The 17883-nt window shown below is 39.0% G+C and carries 15 protein-coding genes; 10 read left to right on the top strand and 5 right to left on the bottom strand.

The window, feature by feature from the left end; genetic code table 11:
- The first annotated feature begins 285 nt into the window (after positions 1–285).
- The 6 genes from AC0VYO_RS16885 (at position 286) to AC0VYO_RS16860 (ending at position 8221) form a co-directional block, all read left to right on the top strand.
- Positions 286–1680 (top strand): cytochrome ubiquinol oxidase subunit I, encoded by a 1395-nt coding sequence (locus AC0VYO_RS16885; RefSeq protein ID WP_283153808.1) that lies wholly within the window; start codon positions 286–288, stop codon positions 1678–1680.
- The gene (gene cydB / locus AC0VYO_RS16880) at positions 1677–2690 is read left to right on the top strand and encodes a cytochrome d ubiquinol oxidase subunit II (protein WP_475365675.1); all 1014 of its coding nucleotides are present in this window, start codon (positions 1677–1679) and stop codon (positions 2688–2690) included. The genes AC0VYO_RS16885 and cydB overlap by 4 nt, the downstream gene beginning before the upstream one ends.
- Positions 2690–4405 (top strand): thiol reductant ABC exporter subunit CydD, encoded by a 1716-nt coding sequence (cydD, locus tag AC0VYO_RS16875; protein ID WP_475367837.1) that lies wholly within the window; start codon positions 2690–2692, stop codon positions 4403–4405. Before cydB ends, cydD begins: the two co-directional genes overlap by 1 nt.
- Positions 4405–6159, top strand: coding sequence for a thiol reductant ABC exporter subunit CydC (gene cydC, locus AC0VYO_RS16870; RefSeq protein WP_475367836.1), 1755 nt, complete (start codon positions 4405–4407; stop codon positions 6157–6159). Before cydD ends, cydC begins: the two co-directional genes overlap by 1 nt.
- A 313-nt stretch (positions 6160–6472) precedes the next feature.
- Positions 6473–7396, top strand: coding sequence for a peptidoglycan-binding protein (locus AC0VYO_RS16865; RefSeq protein WP_303535378.1), 924 nt, complete (start codon positions 6473–6475; stop codon positions 7394–7396).
- A gap of 183 nt (positions 7397–7579) precedes the next feature.
- The gene (locus tag AC0VYO_RS16860; RefSeq protein WP_303535377.1) at positions 7580–8221 is read left to right on the top strand and encodes a YczE/YyaS/YitT family protein; all 642 of its coding nucleotides are present in this window, start codon (positions 7580–7582) and stop codon (positions 8219–8221) included.
- Between the two features lie 141 nt (positions 8222–8362).
- Here the strand turns inward: AC0VYO_RS16860 and AC0VYO_RS16855 are convergent, their stop codons facing one another.
- The 3 genes from AC0VYO_RS16855 to proB form a co-directional block, all read right to left on the bottom strand.
- Positions 8363–9472, bottom strand: coding sequence for an oxidoreductase (locus AC0VYO_RS16855; protein ID WP_475365671.1), 1110 nt, complete (start codon positions 9470–9472; stop codon positions 8363–8365).
- Between the two features lie 153 nt (positions 9473–9625).
- Complete coding sequence (locus AC0VYO_RS16850; protein ID WP_475367835.1) at positions 9626–10891, bottom strand: glutamate-5-semialdehyde dehydrogenase; 1266 nt, start codon at positions 10889–10891, stop codon at positions 9626–9628.
- 171 nt (positions 10892–11062) lie between these two features.
- On the bottom strand, positions 11063–12205 hold the full coding sequence (proB, locus tag AC0VYO_RS16845; protein ID WP_475367834.1) for a glutamate 5-kinase: 1143 nt from the start codon (positions 12203–12205) through the stop codon (positions 11063–11065).
- Positions 12206–12620: 415 nt separating this feature from the next.
- Here proB and AC0VYO_RS16840 point away from each other — a divergent pair, with 415 nt between their 5' ends.
- Positions 12621–13181 (top strand): methyltransferase family protein, encoded by a 561-nt coding sequence (locus AC0VYO_RS16840; protein ID WP_475365670.1) that lies wholly within the window; start codon positions 12621–12623, stop codon positions 13179–13181.
- 179 nt (positions 13182–13360) lie between these two features.
- Entirely contained in the window at positions 13361–14653 is a 1293-nt protein-coding gene (locus AC0VYO_RS16835) for a DUF2254 domain-containing protein (protein ID WP_475367833.1), read from the top strand.
- 33 nt (positions 14654–14686) lie between these two features.
- On the opposite strand, the gene AC0VYO_RS16830 is transcribed toward AC0VYO_RS16835, so the two are convergent.
- Together AC0VYO_RS16830 and AC0VYO_RS16825 are read right to left on the bottom strand one after the other, a co-directional pair.
- Positions 14687–15292: a hypothetical protein gene (locus AC0VYO_RS16830; RefSeq protein ID WP_475365668.1), complete on the bottom strand. Its 606-nt coding sequence runs from the start codon at positions 15290–15292 to the stop codon at positions 14687–14689.
- Between the two features lie 11 nt (positions 15293–15303).
- Positions 15304–15834 (bottom strand): sigma-70 family RNA polymerase sigma factor, encoded by a 531-nt coding sequence (locus AC0VYO_RS16825; protein ID WP_475367832.1) that lies wholly within the window; start codon positions 15832–15834, stop codon positions 15304–15306.
- A 285-nt stretch (positions 15835–16119) separates the two neighbouring features.
- Between AC0VYO_RS16825 and AC0VYO_RS16820 the strand changes: the two genes are divergently transcribed.
- Entirely contained in the window at positions 16120–17310 is a 1191-nt protein-coding gene (locus AC0VYO_RS16820; protein WP_475367831.1) for a DUF418 domain-containing protein, read from the top strand.
- On the top strand, positions 17297–17845 hold the full coding sequence (locus tag AC0VYO_RS16815) for an HD domain-containing protein (protein ID WP_475367830.1): 549 nt from the start codon (positions 17297–17299) through the stop codon (positions 17843–17845). The genes AC0VYO_RS16820 and AC0VYO_RS16815 overlap by 14 nt, the downstream gene beginning before the upstream one ends.
- Positions 17846–17883: the final 38 nt, after the last annotated feature.

Below are 17883 nucleotides of genomic sequence, written 5' to 3'. Positions count from 1 at the left end.
CCCGAATAATGTTCTTTTTTGTCGAATGGAAACTTTTTTCTCATCAGTCTGTGACATCCCTCACTTTTCTTTTCCTTTCTGATTCAACTGTCGAAATTCGCACACAAGACAGACAAAAACCGTTCAAATTCATCTGCTCACTCATTTTAGCGTCTGAGGTAATCTAAGGAAGAAGTTAAAAGAGACTTTTGTCATAGGAGAATTTATCTAAATAGTGATTATTTACGTATTTGTTACTTTGTGCATGTGTGAATAGTCATTAGAGAGGATTGAGGGGGATTTAGTATGAGTGAACTATTTTTAGCAAGACTACAATTCGGATCAACAACGATTTTTCACTTTTTGTTTGTTCCGTTGTCTATTGGGCTTGTCTTTCTAGTAGCAGTCATGGAGACGCTATACGTTGTGAAAGGAGAAGAAGTGTATAAACGAATGGCGAAATTCTGGGGGCACTTGTTTCTCATTAACTTTGCTGTTGGGGTTGTGACGGGAATTATCCAGGAATTTCAGTTTGGGATGAACTGGTCTGAGTATTCTCGATTTGTTGGAGATGTGTTTGGGGCTCCGCTTGCGATTGAAGCGTTGCTTGCCTTCTTTATGGAATCAACGTTTATTGGTCTATGGATTTTTGGGTGGGAGCGGTTATCGAAGAAACTTCATTTAATGTGTATTTGGCTCGTCTCACTCGGAACGTTGATGTCAGCATTGTGGATTTTAGCAGCGAATTCATTTATGCAGGAACCAGTAGGTTTTGTGATGCGAAACGGAAGAGCAGAGATGAATGATTTCTTCGCGCTTCTTACGAACCCTCAGCTATTTGTCGAATTTCCCCACGTGATCTTTGGCGCACTTGCAACTGGTGCTTTCTTTATCGGAGGTGTGAGTGCTTATAAAATTCTCCGTAAACAGGAAGTTGCGTTTTTTAAAAAGTCATTTAACATTGCCATGATTGTGGCATTTATTTCAGGTATGGGCGTTGCGTTTAGTGGTCATGCCCAGGCGAAGCATTTGATGGAATCACAGCCAATGAAGATGGCGGCTAGTGAAGCGTTATGGGAAGACAGTGGTGATCCAGCAGCCTGGACAGCTTTCGCACTGGTTGACTCCAAAAATCAAGAAAACTCATTTGAAATTAACATACCATATGCACTTAGTTACCTTGCTTATGAAGAATTCAGTGGTGAAGTACCGGGTATGAAGACCTTGCAAAAAGAGTATGAAGAAAAATACGGAGAGGGGAATTATATTCCTCCAGTTAAAACTACTTTCTGGAGCTTTCGCATTATGGTTGGTGCTGGAATGCTGATGATATTCACTTCCTTCCTCGGGCTTTTACTAAATTTCTACAAAAAGCTTGAGAGTAGTAAAGTTTATTTAAAAGGAATGGTGTGGCTCATTTCGTTTCCTTTTATAGCGAATTCAGCCGGATGGATTATGACGGAAATCGGAAGGCAGCCGTGGACAGTATTTGGATTGATGACAACTTCCGCATCTGTCTCTCCAAACGTATCAAAGGCCTCATTATTATTCTCTTTTCTATCGTTTACATTGATTTATACGATTCTCGCTATCTTACTCGTTTACTTATTCGTTCGTGAAATTAAAAAGGGATCAGAACATACTGCTCATGAGGACAAAGAAGTGGCAGTTGATCCGTTTGATCAGGGGGCCTATTTATGATCGCACTTAATGAACTGTGGTTTATACTCGTTGCTGTTTTGTTTGTTGGGTTTTTCTTTCTCGAAGGGTTTGATTTCGGTGTGGGTATGGCCAGTCGTTTCCTCGGAAGAAATGAGCTAGAGCGGCGAATAATGGTTAACACGATTGGACCATTCTGGGATGCGAATGAAGTGTGGTTATTAACAGGAGGAGGCGCAATATTTGCGGCGTTTCCACACTGGTATGCAACGATGTTCAGCGGTTATTATATACCGTTTGTGTTTGTCCTTCTTGCGCTTATCGCTCGTGGAGTTGCCTTTGAATTTCGTGGAAAGGTGGATACCCCTAAGTGGATCAAGTCGTGGGACTGGGTTGTATTCGTTGGAAGTATTATGCCGCCATTTCTATTTGGGGTTCTTTTTATAAGTATTTTAAGAGGAATGCCAATTGATGAACAAATGAATATCCATGCGGGTTTTAGTGATTATGTCAATGTATACACGGTATTAGGTGGGGTAACAGTGACCATGCTTTGTTTCTTACATGGACTTGTATTTCTCACTCTGAAAACTGTTGGAGATCTTCAGAAGCGTGCGAGAGAATTAGCGAGCAAAGTGATTTATGGTGTTCTGGCTTCATTAGTTGCTTTTGTTGGACTTTCTTATTTCGAAACGGATTTATTCAGCAATCGCGGTGTTGTAAGTGTAACGCTTATTGCACTGATAGTACTCAGTTATTCTTTGGCGATCGTATTTTTGAAAAAGCAGCGTGATGGGTGGGCATTTGGAATGACTGGCGCAGGGATCGCATTAACGATTTCCACCATATTTACAGCGTTATTCCCACGCGTAATGATTAGCTCAATCGATGCCGCTTATAATTTAACCGTTTATAATGCTTCTTCTGGAAACTATTCATTAAAGGTGATGACCATCGTGGCGCTCACGCTTCTTCCTTTTGTCCTTGGTTATCAAATCTGGAGCTATTATATTTTCAGAAAGCGTGTAGACGGTAAGGATATGGTTTACTAATGGGGAAAATTCTATTTCAATTAAAAAACGTCAAAAAGGTGTTGTTTATCCTAACGCTATTAACCGTTATTCAAGGGACCATGATTATCCTGCAGGCGAAATGGCTTGCAGAAGCAGTTACAAGTCTCTTTGATGGAGAAGCACTGCAACGAATTTTATTCGTTGTGTCGCTCTTCCTCGCTGCTTTTATCATCAGGCATCTTGTTAAGCTGATTATGACCAAAGTAATCGATCGTTATGCTGCTCAAACGGCTGCTTCTTTAAAGAAAGATGCCATTGCAAAATTGTTTGCGTTAGGTCCACGCTATGCAGCGAAATGGGGAACTGGCAATCTTGTTACGTTATTAATTGACGGGGCAAAACAATTCCGTCTTTATTTAGAGTTATTTATTCCTAAATTAACGGCCATGCTTATTGTTGCTCCGCTTGTCCTTATCTATGTTTGGACTCTTGATGTGACGTCAGCTATTATTTTAAGTCTCACTCTACCAATATTGATTGGCTTTCTGATCTTACTTGGATTAGCTGCGAAGAAGAAGGCGGATAAGCAGTGGAGCACACATCGCATTTTATCTAATCATTTTGTTGATTCCCTTCGTGGACTTGAAACTCTGAAGTATCTTGGATTAAGTGGAAAACACGCCAGAAGCATTCAAGAAGTGAGTGAGAAGTATCGGAAATCGACGATGAGTACGCTTCGAGTAGCTTTTCTTTCTTCATTTGCTCTCGACTTTTTTACAATGTTAGGAATCGCTACAGTCGCTGTATTTCTTGGATTGCGACTTGTAGAAGGAGAGATATCTTTAATGCCAGCTCTTACGATTTTAATTCTTTCTCCTGAATTTTTTCTTCCAGTTCGTGAGCTAGGAAATGATTATCATGCAACGTTGGATGGACAAGATGCAGGAAGAAGGTTATTGGATATGATTCAAACACAAGATTTTAAAGAAGAAAATGGAGCGATTCCTCATTGGTCTGATAAAGACCTTTTAACGATTCAAAATTTTTCCGTAGATCATGGAAATGAAAGAAATGCTCTTCAAAACGTCTCTTTTTCAGTAAAAGGAAAGCAGAAAATAGGGATCATTGGAGAAAGTGGTTCTGGTAAATCGACTTTGATTGACATATTGGGAGGGTTTCTTGAAGGAAGTGAAGGGACCATTGAGATAAATGGTCAGGAATTGGACCATCTAAAGCATGAGGAATGGCAGAAGCAGTTATTTTATATCCCGCAGCACCCTCATCTTTTTCATGATACTTTAGCAAATAATATCCGTTTCTATAATCAAGATGCTTCATTAGAAGCGGTCGAACGCGCAGCAGAGGCAGCTGGTTTGAGGAAAGTCCTTGATCATCTTCCTAATGGTTTAAACGAAAAGATCGGGGAGGGCGGAAGAGAATTAAGTGGTGGTCAGGTACAGAGAATCGCGTTAGCTCGCGCATTTCTTGAAGATCGCTCCATTCTACTTCTAGATGAGCCAACAGCCCAGCTTGATGTTGAAACAGAATACGAGATAAAGAAAAAGATCCTTCCCTTATTAGAAGATAAACTTGTTTTCATGGCCACGCACCGTCTGCATTGGATGAGAGAGATGGATCTGATTCTTATGCTTGAAAAGGGTAAAGTGGTTGAGTTTGGTACTCATGAAGATCTCATGTCTAGAAGAGGTAGCTACTATCAAATGGTGTATTTGCAAATGGAGGGGGTCTCATAATGGAGAAGAAAGGATGGATTCTTCCCTATTTAAAAGGGAATGCAAAGCTCTTCTCGCTTGTCATCCTGCTTGGTTTAGTGACAGCATTTTCAGCAGCCTTTCTTATGTTTACATCCGGATTTCTAATTTCTAAAGCTGCCACTAGACCGGAAAATCTTCTATTAATCTATGTGCCAATTGTTGCGGTAAGGACATTTGGCATATTACGTGCTGTTTCAAGATATAGTGAGAAGTTGCTGGGTCACCATATTATTCTAAAGGTTCTTTCACATATGCGCTCTCGATTATATGAAACCATTGAACCGAGAGTTTTAAAAGAAGGAGCCAGTATAACAACAGGAGATCTTCTTGGTGTGATGGCCGAGGACATTGCATATTTACAAGATGTTTACGTAAAGACGATCTTCCCTTCTGTGATCGGTATCTTTTTATATGCAGTCGCAATAGGAATGCTTGGGACTTTCTCCTGGGTATTTACGGGGTTAATGGCCATCTATGGCTTTATTCTCGTCTTTCTCTTTCCTTTAGTGTCCTTATTAGTTACCCGTAAAAATGTAGCAAAGCTAAAAAGTCGTCGTAGCTCTCAATACAGCTTGGTAACAGACGGTGTGGTTGGAATTGGAGACTGGGTCTTTAGCGGTCATCAGAAAACGTTTATTGAAAATGTTGAAAAGGATGATGCGGAGATTTATAGGGAAGAGAGACGTCGGTCTGCTTTCGTTTCTTATCGAAATTTTGCTGCTCAGTTTGTTGTTGCAATCATTGTTTTATCTATGCTTGTTTGGACAGGTAATCAGAGTATGGATGGACAGATTTCCCATACGCTAATTGCCGCATTTGTTCTTATTCTCTTTCCATTAACAGAGGCCTTTCTTCCACTCTCTGATGCTGTGAGTGAACTTCCAGGATATGAAGATTCGATTAATCGATTGAAAGGATTGTCATTGGAGAAGTCTTCTGAGGAAGAATATGATGATATGAGCGTTTGGAAGAACAGTCATCTTAACTTTAATAAGGTTAGTTATCAAACGAAAGAAGGGCAATTGATACTTAAAAATATCAATCTAGAAATACCTCAGGGAACAAAGCTTGCTATTCTTGGTCCGAGTGGTTCTGGTAAAACGAGTCTTCTTAATCTTATGAAAGGAATCTATTCTCCTTCTGAAGGTAGTGTGTCTATAAACGGTTTAGAGACAGCTCTGACTAATGGGAATAAACAACAGTTAAGTGTACTTAATCAACAGCCTTATCTTTTTGATACATCGGTATTGAATAACCTTCGACTCGGGAAGCCATCTGCTACAGATGAAGAGGTATATGAAGCGGCGAAAAGCGTCCAACTTCATGACTTTATTGTTGCATTACCTGAAGGCTATCAAACTTCTATGGAAGAAGCGGGAATGAGATTCTCGGGAGGAGAGCGTCAACGAATTGCACTAGCTCGTATTTTGTTGCAAGATGCACCGATCGTCCTTCTGGATGAACCTACTGTTGCTCTTGATCCTCGAACGGAACAGGAATTACTCTCTACAATTTTTCACGTTCTTGATGGTAAAACCGTTGTTTGGGTTACACACCACCTTGTTGGAATGAAAAGAATGGACCAAATTCTGTTTATGGATGAAGGTGAAATTGTAATGGAAGGAAAGCATGATGAGCTGCTCGTGTCGAGTGACCGCTACAGAAGGCTTTATGAATTAGACACGCCATTTCAATTAAAGAAAGTTAATGATGAAATGAAAATGATAGGATAAAAGACCTTGTAAAGGGAATGCAAGAGCATGATTGAAAAGAATTCATTTAATTTTGTTCTTTTTGAAGAACCTAAAATAAGGATTTTTACTAGTTTGTTGACATAATTGTAATAAACACATGACGTAAATAGGTATTAGGTACTATATTGTGCAAAGTTTATAAAAACCGTATTAATCTGTCATATTTATGTAACCGACTTGTTATTGGACTAAAATCACTGTGTTATATTTGCCTGTTATCATGTGGAACATGGGTGATTGAGAGATAAACAAACCAACACCAATATTAAAAACTCTCAGGAGGAATGTATACATGGTAGCTCGTAAAAACATTGTAAGAAACGTGGTTACATCCACAGCACTAGCTGGAATGATGTTTGCTAGTCCAGTAGTTTCAGAGGCGGCACTAGGTGATCAAACACTTTCTTATGGTGAAAAACACGGCGACGTTGTCGAGTTACAGGATGTACTGTCTGCCAAGGGGTATTTCAACTATGATGAATCTACAGGATACTACGGATCTATTACTGAAGGTGCTGTAAAGCAATTCCAAAAAGAGCACGGTCTTTCAGTTGATGGTATCGCAGGTCCAAATACATTTTCAGCAATGCAAAGCGTAAATAATGGACAAGCTATGCGTACGCTCGTTCAAGGTGATCACGGTCACCAAGTACAAGCACTACAAGAAGAGCTTGGCGGTTATTATAACTATACAGTAGACGGAATTTATGGTCCTATCACTGAACAAGCAGTTCGTGCGTTCCAAGCTGACAATGGTCTATCGGTAGATGGTATTGCAGGTAAGAACACGTGGTCTGTACTAAACGGTGGTAGTGCTCCAGCACCGAAAGAAACAGCTAATAAGGAAGCAGTTCAAACATCTACTACTTCTAATTCCACGCCTGCAAAAGAATCAAACACTGAAAGTAAGTCTTCACAGGCAAGTGGACAAGAAATTCAGATGGAAGCAACAGCTTACACTGCTTTCTGTACAGGATGCTCTGGTGTAACAGCAACTGGTATTGATTTGAGAGCTAATCCAAATCAAAAAGTAATCGCTGTTGACCCTGATGTAATCCCACTAGGTTCTAAAGTATATGTAGAAGGTTACGGAGAAGCCGTTGCTGGTGATACTGGTGGCGCAATCCAAGGTAATCGAGTTGATCTATTCATGGCCGACCAACAAGATGCACTAGACTTTGGTCGTAAAACAGTTACTGTAACGGTAATGGACTAATTAAATAAAAGATAACTGCCTGATTAAGAAATCAGGCAGTTTTTTTTATCCTTAATGAAAGCTACATAATATAGAAGGTGATTTCCAACTCCATTACCTAGTTTCCCGGGTGGTTTTTATGTTTTCTTTCTTATGATATAGTTTCAAAGGTTTGAAATTGTATTGTTTGAGAGGGGCTTTTCAATGCGAAATAAAATCATTCGGTGGAGTTTCTTTTTCGTAGGTCTCGCTGTTCTTGGTCTAGGGATTGCAATGACCATTAAGGGGAAAACATTTGGAATTGGTCCCTGGGATGTTTTTCACTATGGCTTATTTAAGCAGTTTGGATTAACGATCGGAAGCTGGTCTATTCTAACTGGGTTTATTATACTAAGCTTCACTTCACTTTATACAAGGTCACTTCCGAAAGTGGGGGCCTTTCTAAATATGCTGCTACTGGGATTATTTATTGATTTCTTCTTATATGTTTTACCAGATCCTGAAACATTGCTGGCACAAGCCGTCATATTCATTGTCGGTGTTGTTGTGCTAGGTTACGGTATTGGTTTATATGTAACGTCTGGTCTCGGTGCTGGACCTCGCGATGGTATTATGTTACTCATTGTTGAAAAAACAGGTTGGCGCATTGATTGGGTTAGAAATGGTATCGAAATTACTGTGTTACTCCTCGGTTGGATGCTGGGAGGACCAGTTGGTATTGGCAGTATTATTATTGCTTTTATGCTAGGTAAGATCATTCAATTTGCGCTACCTCAGTGTAAAGCGTTACTAACAGCCATATTGCATTATCAACATCCTGTGTCATCTAATGAATCCTCTTATTGAGCTGATCAATGATTCAAAAAGATCAAAGAACAATAATCATAACAAAAAAGCCTACCAATAATATTTGGTAGGCTTTTTTCTATTCATTTTTCTCGTAGATACTATTCTTTTCCACCAATTTGGAGAGGGAGGACTATAGAGTTAATTTCTGATGATCTCTTCTTTCAATTCATGTTCTTTAATATAAGCAAGCGGAAGAAGAGAACTTTCGAAATCGAATGGTTTTAACTCTTTTCCGGTTGAAAGACGATTTGGATAGTCAGGGTTTGCGAGAGCGCTAGTACCAAGGCTAACAAAATCACCTTCTTTGCTTCCGATAAGGTTAGTTGCTTTATCTGGATCACCTAGCTGTCCATTTGCGATCACTGGAATGGAACTGAAGGCTTTCGCTGCCGCAGCTAACGTTTTCGTTCCCTCTCCAAATGCAGGTTGAGTTGCATCAGGATCTGTGACGTGGATGTAATCAAGCTCTTTTTCTAGAATGGAGAAAATGGTTTTGGCAGATTTTTCGCCTTCAGGCCATTTATAAGCCGGGTCAGCAACTTTGATTTGAGATATACGAATGCCAACTGTAAAGTCCTCTCCTACTTCATTTCGAACATCTTCAATCACTTCAACTAGAAGTCTCAGCCTGTTTTCAAGTGATCCACCATATTCATCGTTTCGATGGTTTAAATAGTCTGTTAAGAATTGGTCAAGAAGATATCCGTTGGCCCCATGAATTTCAACACCATCAAATCCAGCTTCTTTTGCATGCCGGGCAGCACTGATAAAGGAGTGTCTCACTTCCTTAATATCGTCGATCGAAAGGGGTGTTGGTTTATCAAAGTGACCTGATCCTCCATAAAAGCCAAGCTGTTCTCCTTTGGGAGGAATATTAGAAGGTGCTACAGTTACATCTGAATATGCATTCCCTTGACTTTGTCCACCTGCATGCATCAGTTGGGCAATTATTGGAGTTCCGAACTCGTGAACGGAAGACGTGATATTTCTCCACGTCTCAACGTGGTTTTTATTTGTTAACCCGGGCTGGTTTAAATATCCCTGGCTATATCTTTCATCCGTATAGATGCCTTCAGTGATGATAGCACCAAATCCTCCTTTCGCAAAACGCTCATAATAATTGCGCATTGTTGTTGTTGCGCTACCGTCATCTGTTGCCGTTATTCTAGTCATTGGAGCGACGATAAAGCGATTTTTTAATGAAATCTTTCCTAGCACTTCTGAAGTATATAAGTTTTCATATGTCATGATTATCATCCTCTCTTTTATCGTGTGTATGGAGTAATTATAAGGGGGGAGCCTTAGATTACACGAAAGTTATGCTCAGTATAGTAGAATCCTCAATGGCTACTACTTCATAGAAAAACCACCCTTTAAAGAAAAGGGTGGTTTAGAGTACGTTTATCTGATTTGTCCAGTACCTGTCATGCAATATTTAATCGTTGTTAAAGCAGGGAGACCCATAGGTCCTCTAGCATGTAGTTTTTGGGTAGAAATACCGATTTCTGCCCCAAAGCCTAGAGCAGAGCCGTCTGTAAAGCGAGTGGATGCATTGTGATAGACTGCAGCCGCATCTACAAGACTGCGGAATAGGGATGCAGATTTAGCATCTTCTGTAATAATCGCTTCAGAATGCTTCGTGCCATACTTTTCAATATGATCAATTGCCTCTTCAGTGTTTTCGACTGTTTTGATTGCAATTTCAAGACCAAGGTATTCGTTACTCCAGTCATCTTCATCAGCAAGTACAGCATCTTTAAACGTGTTTACGATATGCTCATCACCATGAACTTTAATGTTATGATCAGCTAGTGATTTTTCAAGAACGTCCAGATTTTCTTCTAGCCATTTCTTGTGTACGATTAGTGTTTCAACTGCATTACATACAGCTGGCCGATCTGTTTTGGCATTAATCAAGATGTTTATTGCCTTCTCAGCTTCAGCTGACTGATCAAAATAAATATGACAGTTACCTACGCCTGTCTCTAGTACTGGGACAGTTGCATTGTTCACGACTGTATTAATTAGAGCGCCGCCTCCACGAGGAATTAGAACATCAATGTGTTCTTTCATCGTAAAGAGTTGACTCGTTGCTTCGCGATCAGTTGTAGCGATTAGTTGAACCGCGTCTACAGGGATTTTGGTTTTTGGAAGTGCTTCATGAATTACGCGAACAATCCCTTTGTTGGAATTAAGAGCGTTAGAACCACCTTTGAGGACGATAGCGTTTCCTGATTTAAGTGCAAGACCCGTCGCATCAACGGTTACGTTTGGACGTGCTTCATAAATCATACCAATAACGCCGAGCGGGACGCGGACTTGTTCGACTTGCATGCCGTTATCAAGTGACCAATCAGAAATGACTTCTCCAACCGGATCTTCTAGCTCTGCCACTTCGCGAAGACCATTAGCAAAGTCTTTTACGCGTTCTTTAGATAAGCTTAAACGATCCATAAACGCTTCTGTAAAGCCATTTTCTTTACCGCGCTCAAGGTCTTTCTTGTTTTCATTTAGGATATAATCTGTTTCTTTTTCGAGCTCATCAGCAATAATCAGTAGTGCCTGATTTTTTTCCTCAGTTGTAAGCAAGGATAGGGCTTTGGAAGCCACCTGTGCTTGTTTTGCTTGTTCTTTTACATTTACTTTAATCGGATCTAGAGTAGTCATCAAACGCCTCCTATATTTTTTTCTTCTATTTTATCTCAGACGTATAGGGCAGTAAAAGGCTAATCTTAAAATATAGGTTCATCTAAATGAAAAGATTAGAACTAACTGTCCCTAATGCTGTAATGAACGATTGATGAAGGGGAAAACCCCTCACAATCTTCGTTCTTTTTATTATGAACCGAGTGGAATAGCTAGCTGATCGTGATAAACAAAATCATTGATATGAACGGCTTCTTTCACTGAAATATCAATAAGCTCAGAAATTTCTTCAGTTGGAAGTCCTTTAATCATTTTCAAATGCTTGGAAGAATAGTTTGTAACACCCAGACCTATTTCTTCACCATCCATGTCTGTCAGTTTCACAACTGCCCCTGGCTTAAAGTGCCCATGTACATAATGAACGCCTACAGGTTGAAGACTGCGTTCATGTTCAGAAATCTCAGAGCTTGCTTTATCAGTCACGATGACTTCACCTTCAGGACCTGAATTGAAGGCTATCCATTGTTTCTTGTTATCAAGCTCGGTTTGACCTTCTGGGGTAAAGTAAGTTCCAGTTGCTGTTTGATGAACAGCATTATAAATAATTCCTTTAGTTGTTGCGTTTCCAAGGAAAGAAGGTGTACCTGATGCCATAGCAATCTTGACTGCATCAATTTTCGATATCATGCCACCAGTACCGACAGAGCTACCAGGTTCTCCGGCAGATTCTTCGATTTCTGGAGTAATTTCAGTTACGTGCTCTAACAGTTTAGCATCTGGGTTCTTTCTCGGATCTTCACTATACAGTCCATCTATATCAGAAAGAATAATAAGCTGGTCGGCACTCACAAGTGCAGCGACTTTAGCTGAAAGGGTATCATTATCTCCGAATTTTAGACGTTCAACTGTTACAGTATCATTCTCATTAACAATTGGAACGATTCCACGTTCTAAAAGTACATTAATAGTGTTTCTTGCGTTGTTGTATCTTTTGCGATCAGAAAAGTCACTGCGCGTAATCAGAATTTGTGAAGCAGTGTAGCCGTGAGATATGAAACGTTCTGAGTAAGCTTCCATTAACAGTCCCTGACCGATTGATGCAGCGGCCTGTTTTTCTGAAAGTGATGTTGGACGTTCTAAGCATCCTAGTCTGCGATATCCAGCAGCTACTGCGCCAGAAGATACAAGAAGTACTTCATGTCCTTCATCTTTAAGCATTACAATGTCATCTACTAGTCGTTCAAGTTTTCTTCGGCTAATGTCTCCGAGTCTGCTCGTTAAAGAGCTGCTTCCGATTTTAATTACGATTCGTTTCTTTTCGTCGTTTAGATTCATTATTTCACTCCTATATAACTTGCCGTTAAATGTGTGATTGCTTTAATCAATTGACTCTATGAGTATAACAAACGCTTATGTGCTGACAACAAGACTTGCCCAAATAGTCCGAATAAGTGGAGAATAACTAAGAATATGGACGATGTTTGCTCTAAACTCGTTTAACATACGCTTAGAAGATGAGAGGCTTGCTCACCACTCCATATAAGAAGTGAAAAACATGAATTGTTTACAAAAATATCCATTTTATTCGCGAAGCTGTATAAGTCTAGTGAAGAACTTTAGCTTAATGTAAGGGTTTTCATTTGTGGGATTGTATAAAGTGACTGTTTTATACAAAGCCACTATCGATGTCAGACAATAAGGATTGAAGTCTGGTATACTGCTGATTAAGGTATAATAAAGGGGGAGCGCCATGAGTGTAATTGATGTATTATTCATTCTGCTTTCGGTTTTATGGGTAAGTGAATTTATCATGAAACGAGGAAAGAAAAACACAGAAACCTCTTCTTCTGAAAAGCGGTCCTTTGTTTTTATTTTGTTAGCGATCTCTGGTGTGATTATAGGAACGCTCTATTTTAGTGGGGTTGATCTTTTCACATTTCAAAACAACATATTTAATCAAGTTTTAGGGCTCTTTCTTTATGGAAGTGGGATTGTATTAAGATATTGGGGTATTCAAGAACTAGGACGCTTTTTTTCTAGAAATGTAGTAGTAGAAAGCAAAGTAGATCTTGTTAGTTCTGGTCCCTATCGTTTATTACGCCATCCTCTATATACTGGACTACTACTAATCATGATAGGATTTCCATTATACATAGGCACGTGGGGCGGCATTTTACTATCCATTCTACTCATTGTCCCGGCTCTCTTATACCGTATCCGGATTGAGGAAAGAATGCTCTATATGTCAGTTGGAGAAACTTATCACGAATGGGGAAAAGATAGATATAGGATTCTACCGTTCATTTATTAAAAGTTATCTTCATGGTTTGCGTTCATTTTGCGACCATTCGGGTCATCAGAAGAGCTTGAGGCATATTACAAAGCACGGCTATCGCTTGGGATATTAATCCATCATCAAATATTGGGATTAGCTCAAGTGAATGAGGGAACAAGAAAGAGATGACACAATAGTGAAAGAGGATTTAACACATGAATTATTCTAAGACATCGATTAATTTACGCAACAGCTTCTGGTTTCTTCCAGTCGTATATGGCATCATATCTATCGTAGTTGTCGCTCTAAGTACTTGGATTGACATTATGTACATTGCGCAATTGGATGGAACAATTCCAAAGCTATTTCTAGCTACGGAGAAAATCGCTCAGGCACTATATGCTCCGTTAATTACGGCTATATTAACCATGACAACCATTTCATTCTCGTCTATTATGGTTGTGCTGACAACTTATTCTTCACAGTTCTCACCGAGGGTGTTACAAGATTTTATTTCTGACCGCTTTACACAGCACGTGCTAGGTGTTTTTGTGGCAGGATTTATCTTTGCCCTTGTGAACATGCTTCTATTAACTGGTAAGGATAGTCGGATTATCTTATCGCCTCTCTTAACAGTGATCCTTGCGATTGCGTGTTTATTGTTCTTTGTATTGTTTATTCATCATTCGGCTACTTTTGTTCAGGTCAACAATCTGATTGAAAAAATCACCCGCAGATCGCTATACCTTGTAGAAAGTAAAAGTGAATTACATGAAGGTGAAACTTTTGAAAAGTGGGATAGATGGGAAGAAGAAGAGCTAAAAGAAGAGGCTGGAATACCGATATACAGTGAGAAAATGGGCTATATTCAGCGAATACCTTACGCTAAACTAGTTAACTTGGCTACTAAATATGAAAGTGTACTAAGACTAGATGCAGATGTAGGAAACTATGTACAAAACGGATCTAGGATTGCCACGATTTGGGCCAAAGATGCTTCTTCGGTTTCATCCAGTGATATATTAAATATCATTGCAATTGGAACAGAGAGAATAAATGACCAAGACTTAGAATTTTCAATTCAAAAACTAGTTGATATTGCTCTTAGGGCTATTTCTCCCTCTGTTAATGATCCTCACACGGCTGTGAACTGCACGAATCGAATTGGTACCATTCTCGCCAAAATTGGCAATACGTATGAACCTAAGGAAGCGTTTTTTGATGATAAGAGAAATTTACGTGTATTAACTACGCCTAAGCCTTTCTTTCAATATCTTTATAAGGCCTTTTATCAGATTAGACACTACGGTAAAGACGATGTATCCATGTTAAATGGTATACTTGATGCACTTATTTTAACCGCGGATGGTCAACGGAAAGAAATTAAAGCAGATGTTCAGCGATTCCATCACTACTTACTAACAAGTATTGATCTCGATGAACTTCCTGATCTTGATCGAGAGTTTCTATTAAATACTTCCCGAGTATTAGATGACACATGCAAATAGTTAATAAAGGCTCCCGTTCTAAAACGGGAGCCTTTAATTTTGCCGCTCAGCATGGGCGAGTGTTTCGTCAGGTAGTTTAAATTGTTCAAGAACACTACTTTCTTGATTGCGAATCACAAAGTTTAATGGAAGACCGGTTTCTGGTTCAATCCAGATACTAAAAGTCATCTTGTCAAAATGTCCTTCTGTGATTTTACCTTGAACAAGAACAGTGGAATGAGTTCCATAGGTAGCGCTATGATTGGTGATTTTCCAGTTACGCTGATTTTCTAAGTACGAATGGGCAATAGAGCGAACTTTTTCCTGATCCTTTTGTATATCAATCATTTCTGTAGAGGCTAGGACATTTTCATATAACATTTCTTTTGTAAGAGAATGTTCACTAACACTAACAGAACTATTCTTAGGTAAAAGACCAACTTCAGATGCTGCAAATAGTCCAGTACTAACTACTAGGAAAAGAAGAGTAAGGTAGGTTAGCGCAATAGGAAAAAGGTTTTGTAGAGATTTTATCAGATTGAATCTAGAAATGGATGTTTCCTTAATTCTTCTTCGAATATGATCTTTATGAGTATGATCGAAGGTGACAGCTTTTGTATCGATCATTCGCGAACGAAGGTCTTTCAATCGTTTGTCCATTGTCACCCTCCTTAGTACATTTCTTTAAGTAGCATCCTGGCACGACGTAATCTTGTTTTAACCGAATTTTCTTTAATTGATAACAAATCACTGATTTCTTGAACCTTTAAATCCTCAAAGTAATGAAGAAAAATGACTTCTCGATATTTGGCTGGAAGTTTAAGGACATTTGTAGTAAGTTCTTTATTTTCTTCTGACCCAATTAAGGCCATGTCAGGTTCAGAGTTGCTATGTTTAAATGTATTTAATAAGGATTGGGCAAACACAATATTTCGATAAGACCAGCTTTTGAGTACGTCTTTACATTTATTCGCAGTTATAGTTAATACCCAGGATTTGAGTGAGGCTTCCATATTAAAGGTATCTAATTTTGTATAGCAGGCAATAAAGACTTCTTGTGCAACATCTTCCGCTTTTTCTTTGTCTTTTAAATAACTGAAAGCAAGCCAAACAACACTTTCACCGTATTCATCCATTATCATTTCAAGGACCGCTTCCTTATTGGTAAGGTCAAGATATTCTGTTGGTTCTTTGTTCCCCAAGGTTGCGCCTTCCTCCTTCGGCCCTTCAAACAAAAGACGATCTGCATGCGCGAAGGGTTTCATATAGTAAGTTTTCCATAATTTGTGTGTGTGTTTATTATAGAATAGTTTGATGTAAACTGGGTAGATTTTCCTTGAATTATATTCAAAATGTCTTATTTGAGAATAGGAATTCATGCTGGTCATCCTTCTAATATCTGATAAGATGAGTCAAAAGAAGGAGAACGCTGTGATGATGTGGAACGATTTCTGAGAGGAAAAAGACTCAAGTAAAGGATGAATGAAATGAAGAATGCAGCCCTAATTCCTACAAGTGCAAGTGATCGAATTCAATCAATTGATGCCATGCGTGGTTTTGCTTTGCTTGGTATTTTTTTTGTTAACATGGTCGATTTTCATTCTCCATGGATGTACGTTGATAAAATAAACTACTGGGGTGATCAATGGAATCAGCTTTTCATGAACCTCATTGATTTTTTTGCACAAGCCAGTTTCTACCCGTTGTTTTCTTTCTTGTTTGGGTATGGTTTTATTATTCTACAAAACCGAGTAACATCACGTGGCTCTAGATTTCTTCCTATAATGCTAAGACGCTTGCTATTCCTATTAATCATTGGAATCTTTCATTTTGTTGCCATTTGGCATGGAGATATTCTATTTACGTATAGTCTATGTGGATTATTGCTACTTTTCTTTATCCGTATGGAAGGGAAACGACTATTGCAAATAGGTCTGGGATTATGGTTGTTTTATGCCGTCATATTCTTTCTCTTGTTGCTACCGTTTAGTACGGCTGACTTAACATCGCATGACCCAGAAGCGATAAGAAATTCGATTCTGGTGTATGGTTCGGGAAGCTATATTGAGATTTTAAATGAACGAGTAAGCGATTGGTATTATGTAAATGGAGGAGTAAGTGGCGTTTTTCTTTTATTTTCTATTTTTCCTTATTTTCTAATAGGGGCAGCTTTTGCAAAAGAAGGATGGCTCAATGGGCATCGCAATCAGCTATCATTAGTGAAAAAGTTACTAGTTATCGGCTCACTAGGATTCTTGGTGAAGTTAACGCCTTTTGTTTTTGAATCTTACGCCTTTTCCCATCTTCAGGATAGTCTCGGTGGACCACTTGTTTCACTCTTTTATATGGCGGCTATCTCGTTAATTTATTATTCAGGAAGAAGTCTTAAAGCGCTTGAATGGGTAGGGAAAATGGCTCTTACGAATTATTTAATGCAATCTATTGTTAGTACGCTTATTTTCTACAATTATGGATTGGGTTTTTATGGAGAAACAGAAGTAAGCACCGGGGTTCTTTTATTAATTTGTATTTTCCTTATACAAATCGGATTCAGTAGAGTCTGGCTATCTAAATTTAAGTATGGACCAATCGAATGGATTTGGAGAATGGTGACTTATCAAAGGCGATTCCCGTTAAAACGTGATCAGAAAGAAGGAATTGTATATGAGAATCATTGAGAAAGCAGTCGAAATAGCAGCGTTGGCTCATGATGGCCAATATAGGAAAGAATCAACGCTCCCTTACCTTTCTCACCCAATAACAGTTGGATTCTATTTAATGGAATCAGGAGCTTCTGAAGAAACGATTGCAGCAGGAATTCTTCACGATGTGATAGAGGATACATCAATGACGTATGAGATGTTGAATGAAGAGTTTGGTCAAGTTGTGGCGAATTTAGTAGCAGCGTGTTCTGAACCTGATAAGCATTTAGAATGGGAAAAAAGAAAAGAACATACGATTGAAAAGATGAAGCAGGCGCCATTTTCAGTAAAACAAATTACTTGTGCTGATAAACTTCACAACTTAACGACAATCAAACAAGATTATGATCAAGTAGGAGAACAAATTTGGCAGAGGTTTAACCGTGGTCGAGAAAAGCAAAAGTGGTATTATGAGTCGATTTACAATAGTTTACTAGAAGGCCTCTCACCTCAAGAGGCTCACTTTCCTTTGTTTAGTAGGCTAAAAATAACGATTGAAGAAGTGTTTTAGTATTGAGCTATTTTATGGCTCGTTAATTTTATGATTAT

Source organism: Anaerobacillus sp. 63XJN7_4_ISO-PGPR-S23-413 (assembly GCF_056173725.1).
The sequence above is the reverse complement of the archived record's forward strand: the minus strand, read 5'-3'. Positions and strand labels throughout refer to the sequence as shown.

Coding starts and splice junctions, on each gene's coding strand:
- AC0VYO_RS16885 (WP_283153808.1), top strand. CDS start 286: ATGAGTGAACTATTTTTAGCAAGACTACAATTCGGATCAACAACGATT.
- cydB (WP_475365675.1), top strand. CDS start 1,677: ATGATCGCACTTAATGAACTGTGGTTTATACTCGTTGCTGTTTTGTTT.
- cydD (WP_475367837.1), top strand. CDS start 2,690: ATGGGGAAAATTCTATTTCAATTAAAAAACGTCAAAAAGGTGTTGTTT.
- cydC (WP_475367836.1), top strand. CDS start 4,405: ATGGAGAAGAAAGGATGGATTCTTCCCTATTTAAAAGGGAATGCAAAG.
- AC0VYO_RS16865 (WP_303535378.1), top strand. CDS start 6,473: ATGGTAGCTCGTAAAAACATTGTAAGAAACGTGGTTACATCCACAGCA.
- AC0VYO_RS16860 (WP_303535377.1), top strand. CDS start 7,580: ATGCGAAATAAAATCATTCGGTGGAGTTTCTTTTTCGTAGGTCTCGCT.
- AC0VYO_RS16855 (WP_475365671.1), bottom strand. CDS start 9,472: ATGACATATGAAAACTTATATACTTCAGAAGTGCTAGGAAAGATTTCA.
- AC0VYO_RS16850 (WP_475367835.1), bottom strand. CDS start 10,891: ATGACTACTCTAGATCCGATTAAAGTAAATGTAAAAGAACAAGCAAAA.
- proB (WP_475367834.1), bottom strand. CDS start 12,205: ATGAATCTAAACGACGAAAAGAAACGAATCGTAATTAAAATCGGAAGC.
- AC0VYO_RS16840 (WP_475365670.1), top strand. CDS start 12,621: ATGAGTGTAATTGATGTATTATTCATTCTGCTTTCGGTTTTATGGGTA.
- AC0VYO_RS16835 (WP_475367833.1), top strand. CDS start 13,361: ATGAATTATTCTAAGACATCGATTAATTTACGCAACAGCTTCTGGTTT.
- AC0VYO_RS16830 (WP_475365668.1), bottom strand. CDS start 15,292: ATGGACAAACGATTGAAAGACCTTCGTTCGCGAATGATCGATACAAAA.
- AC0VYO_RS16820 (WP_475367831.1), top strand. CDS start 16,120: ATGAAGAATGCAGCCCTAATTCCTACAAGTGCAAGTGATCGAATTCAA.
- AC0VYO_RS16815 (WP_475367830.1), top strand. CDS start 17,297: ATGAGAATCATTGAGAAAGCAGTCGAAATAGCAGCGTTGGCTCATGAT.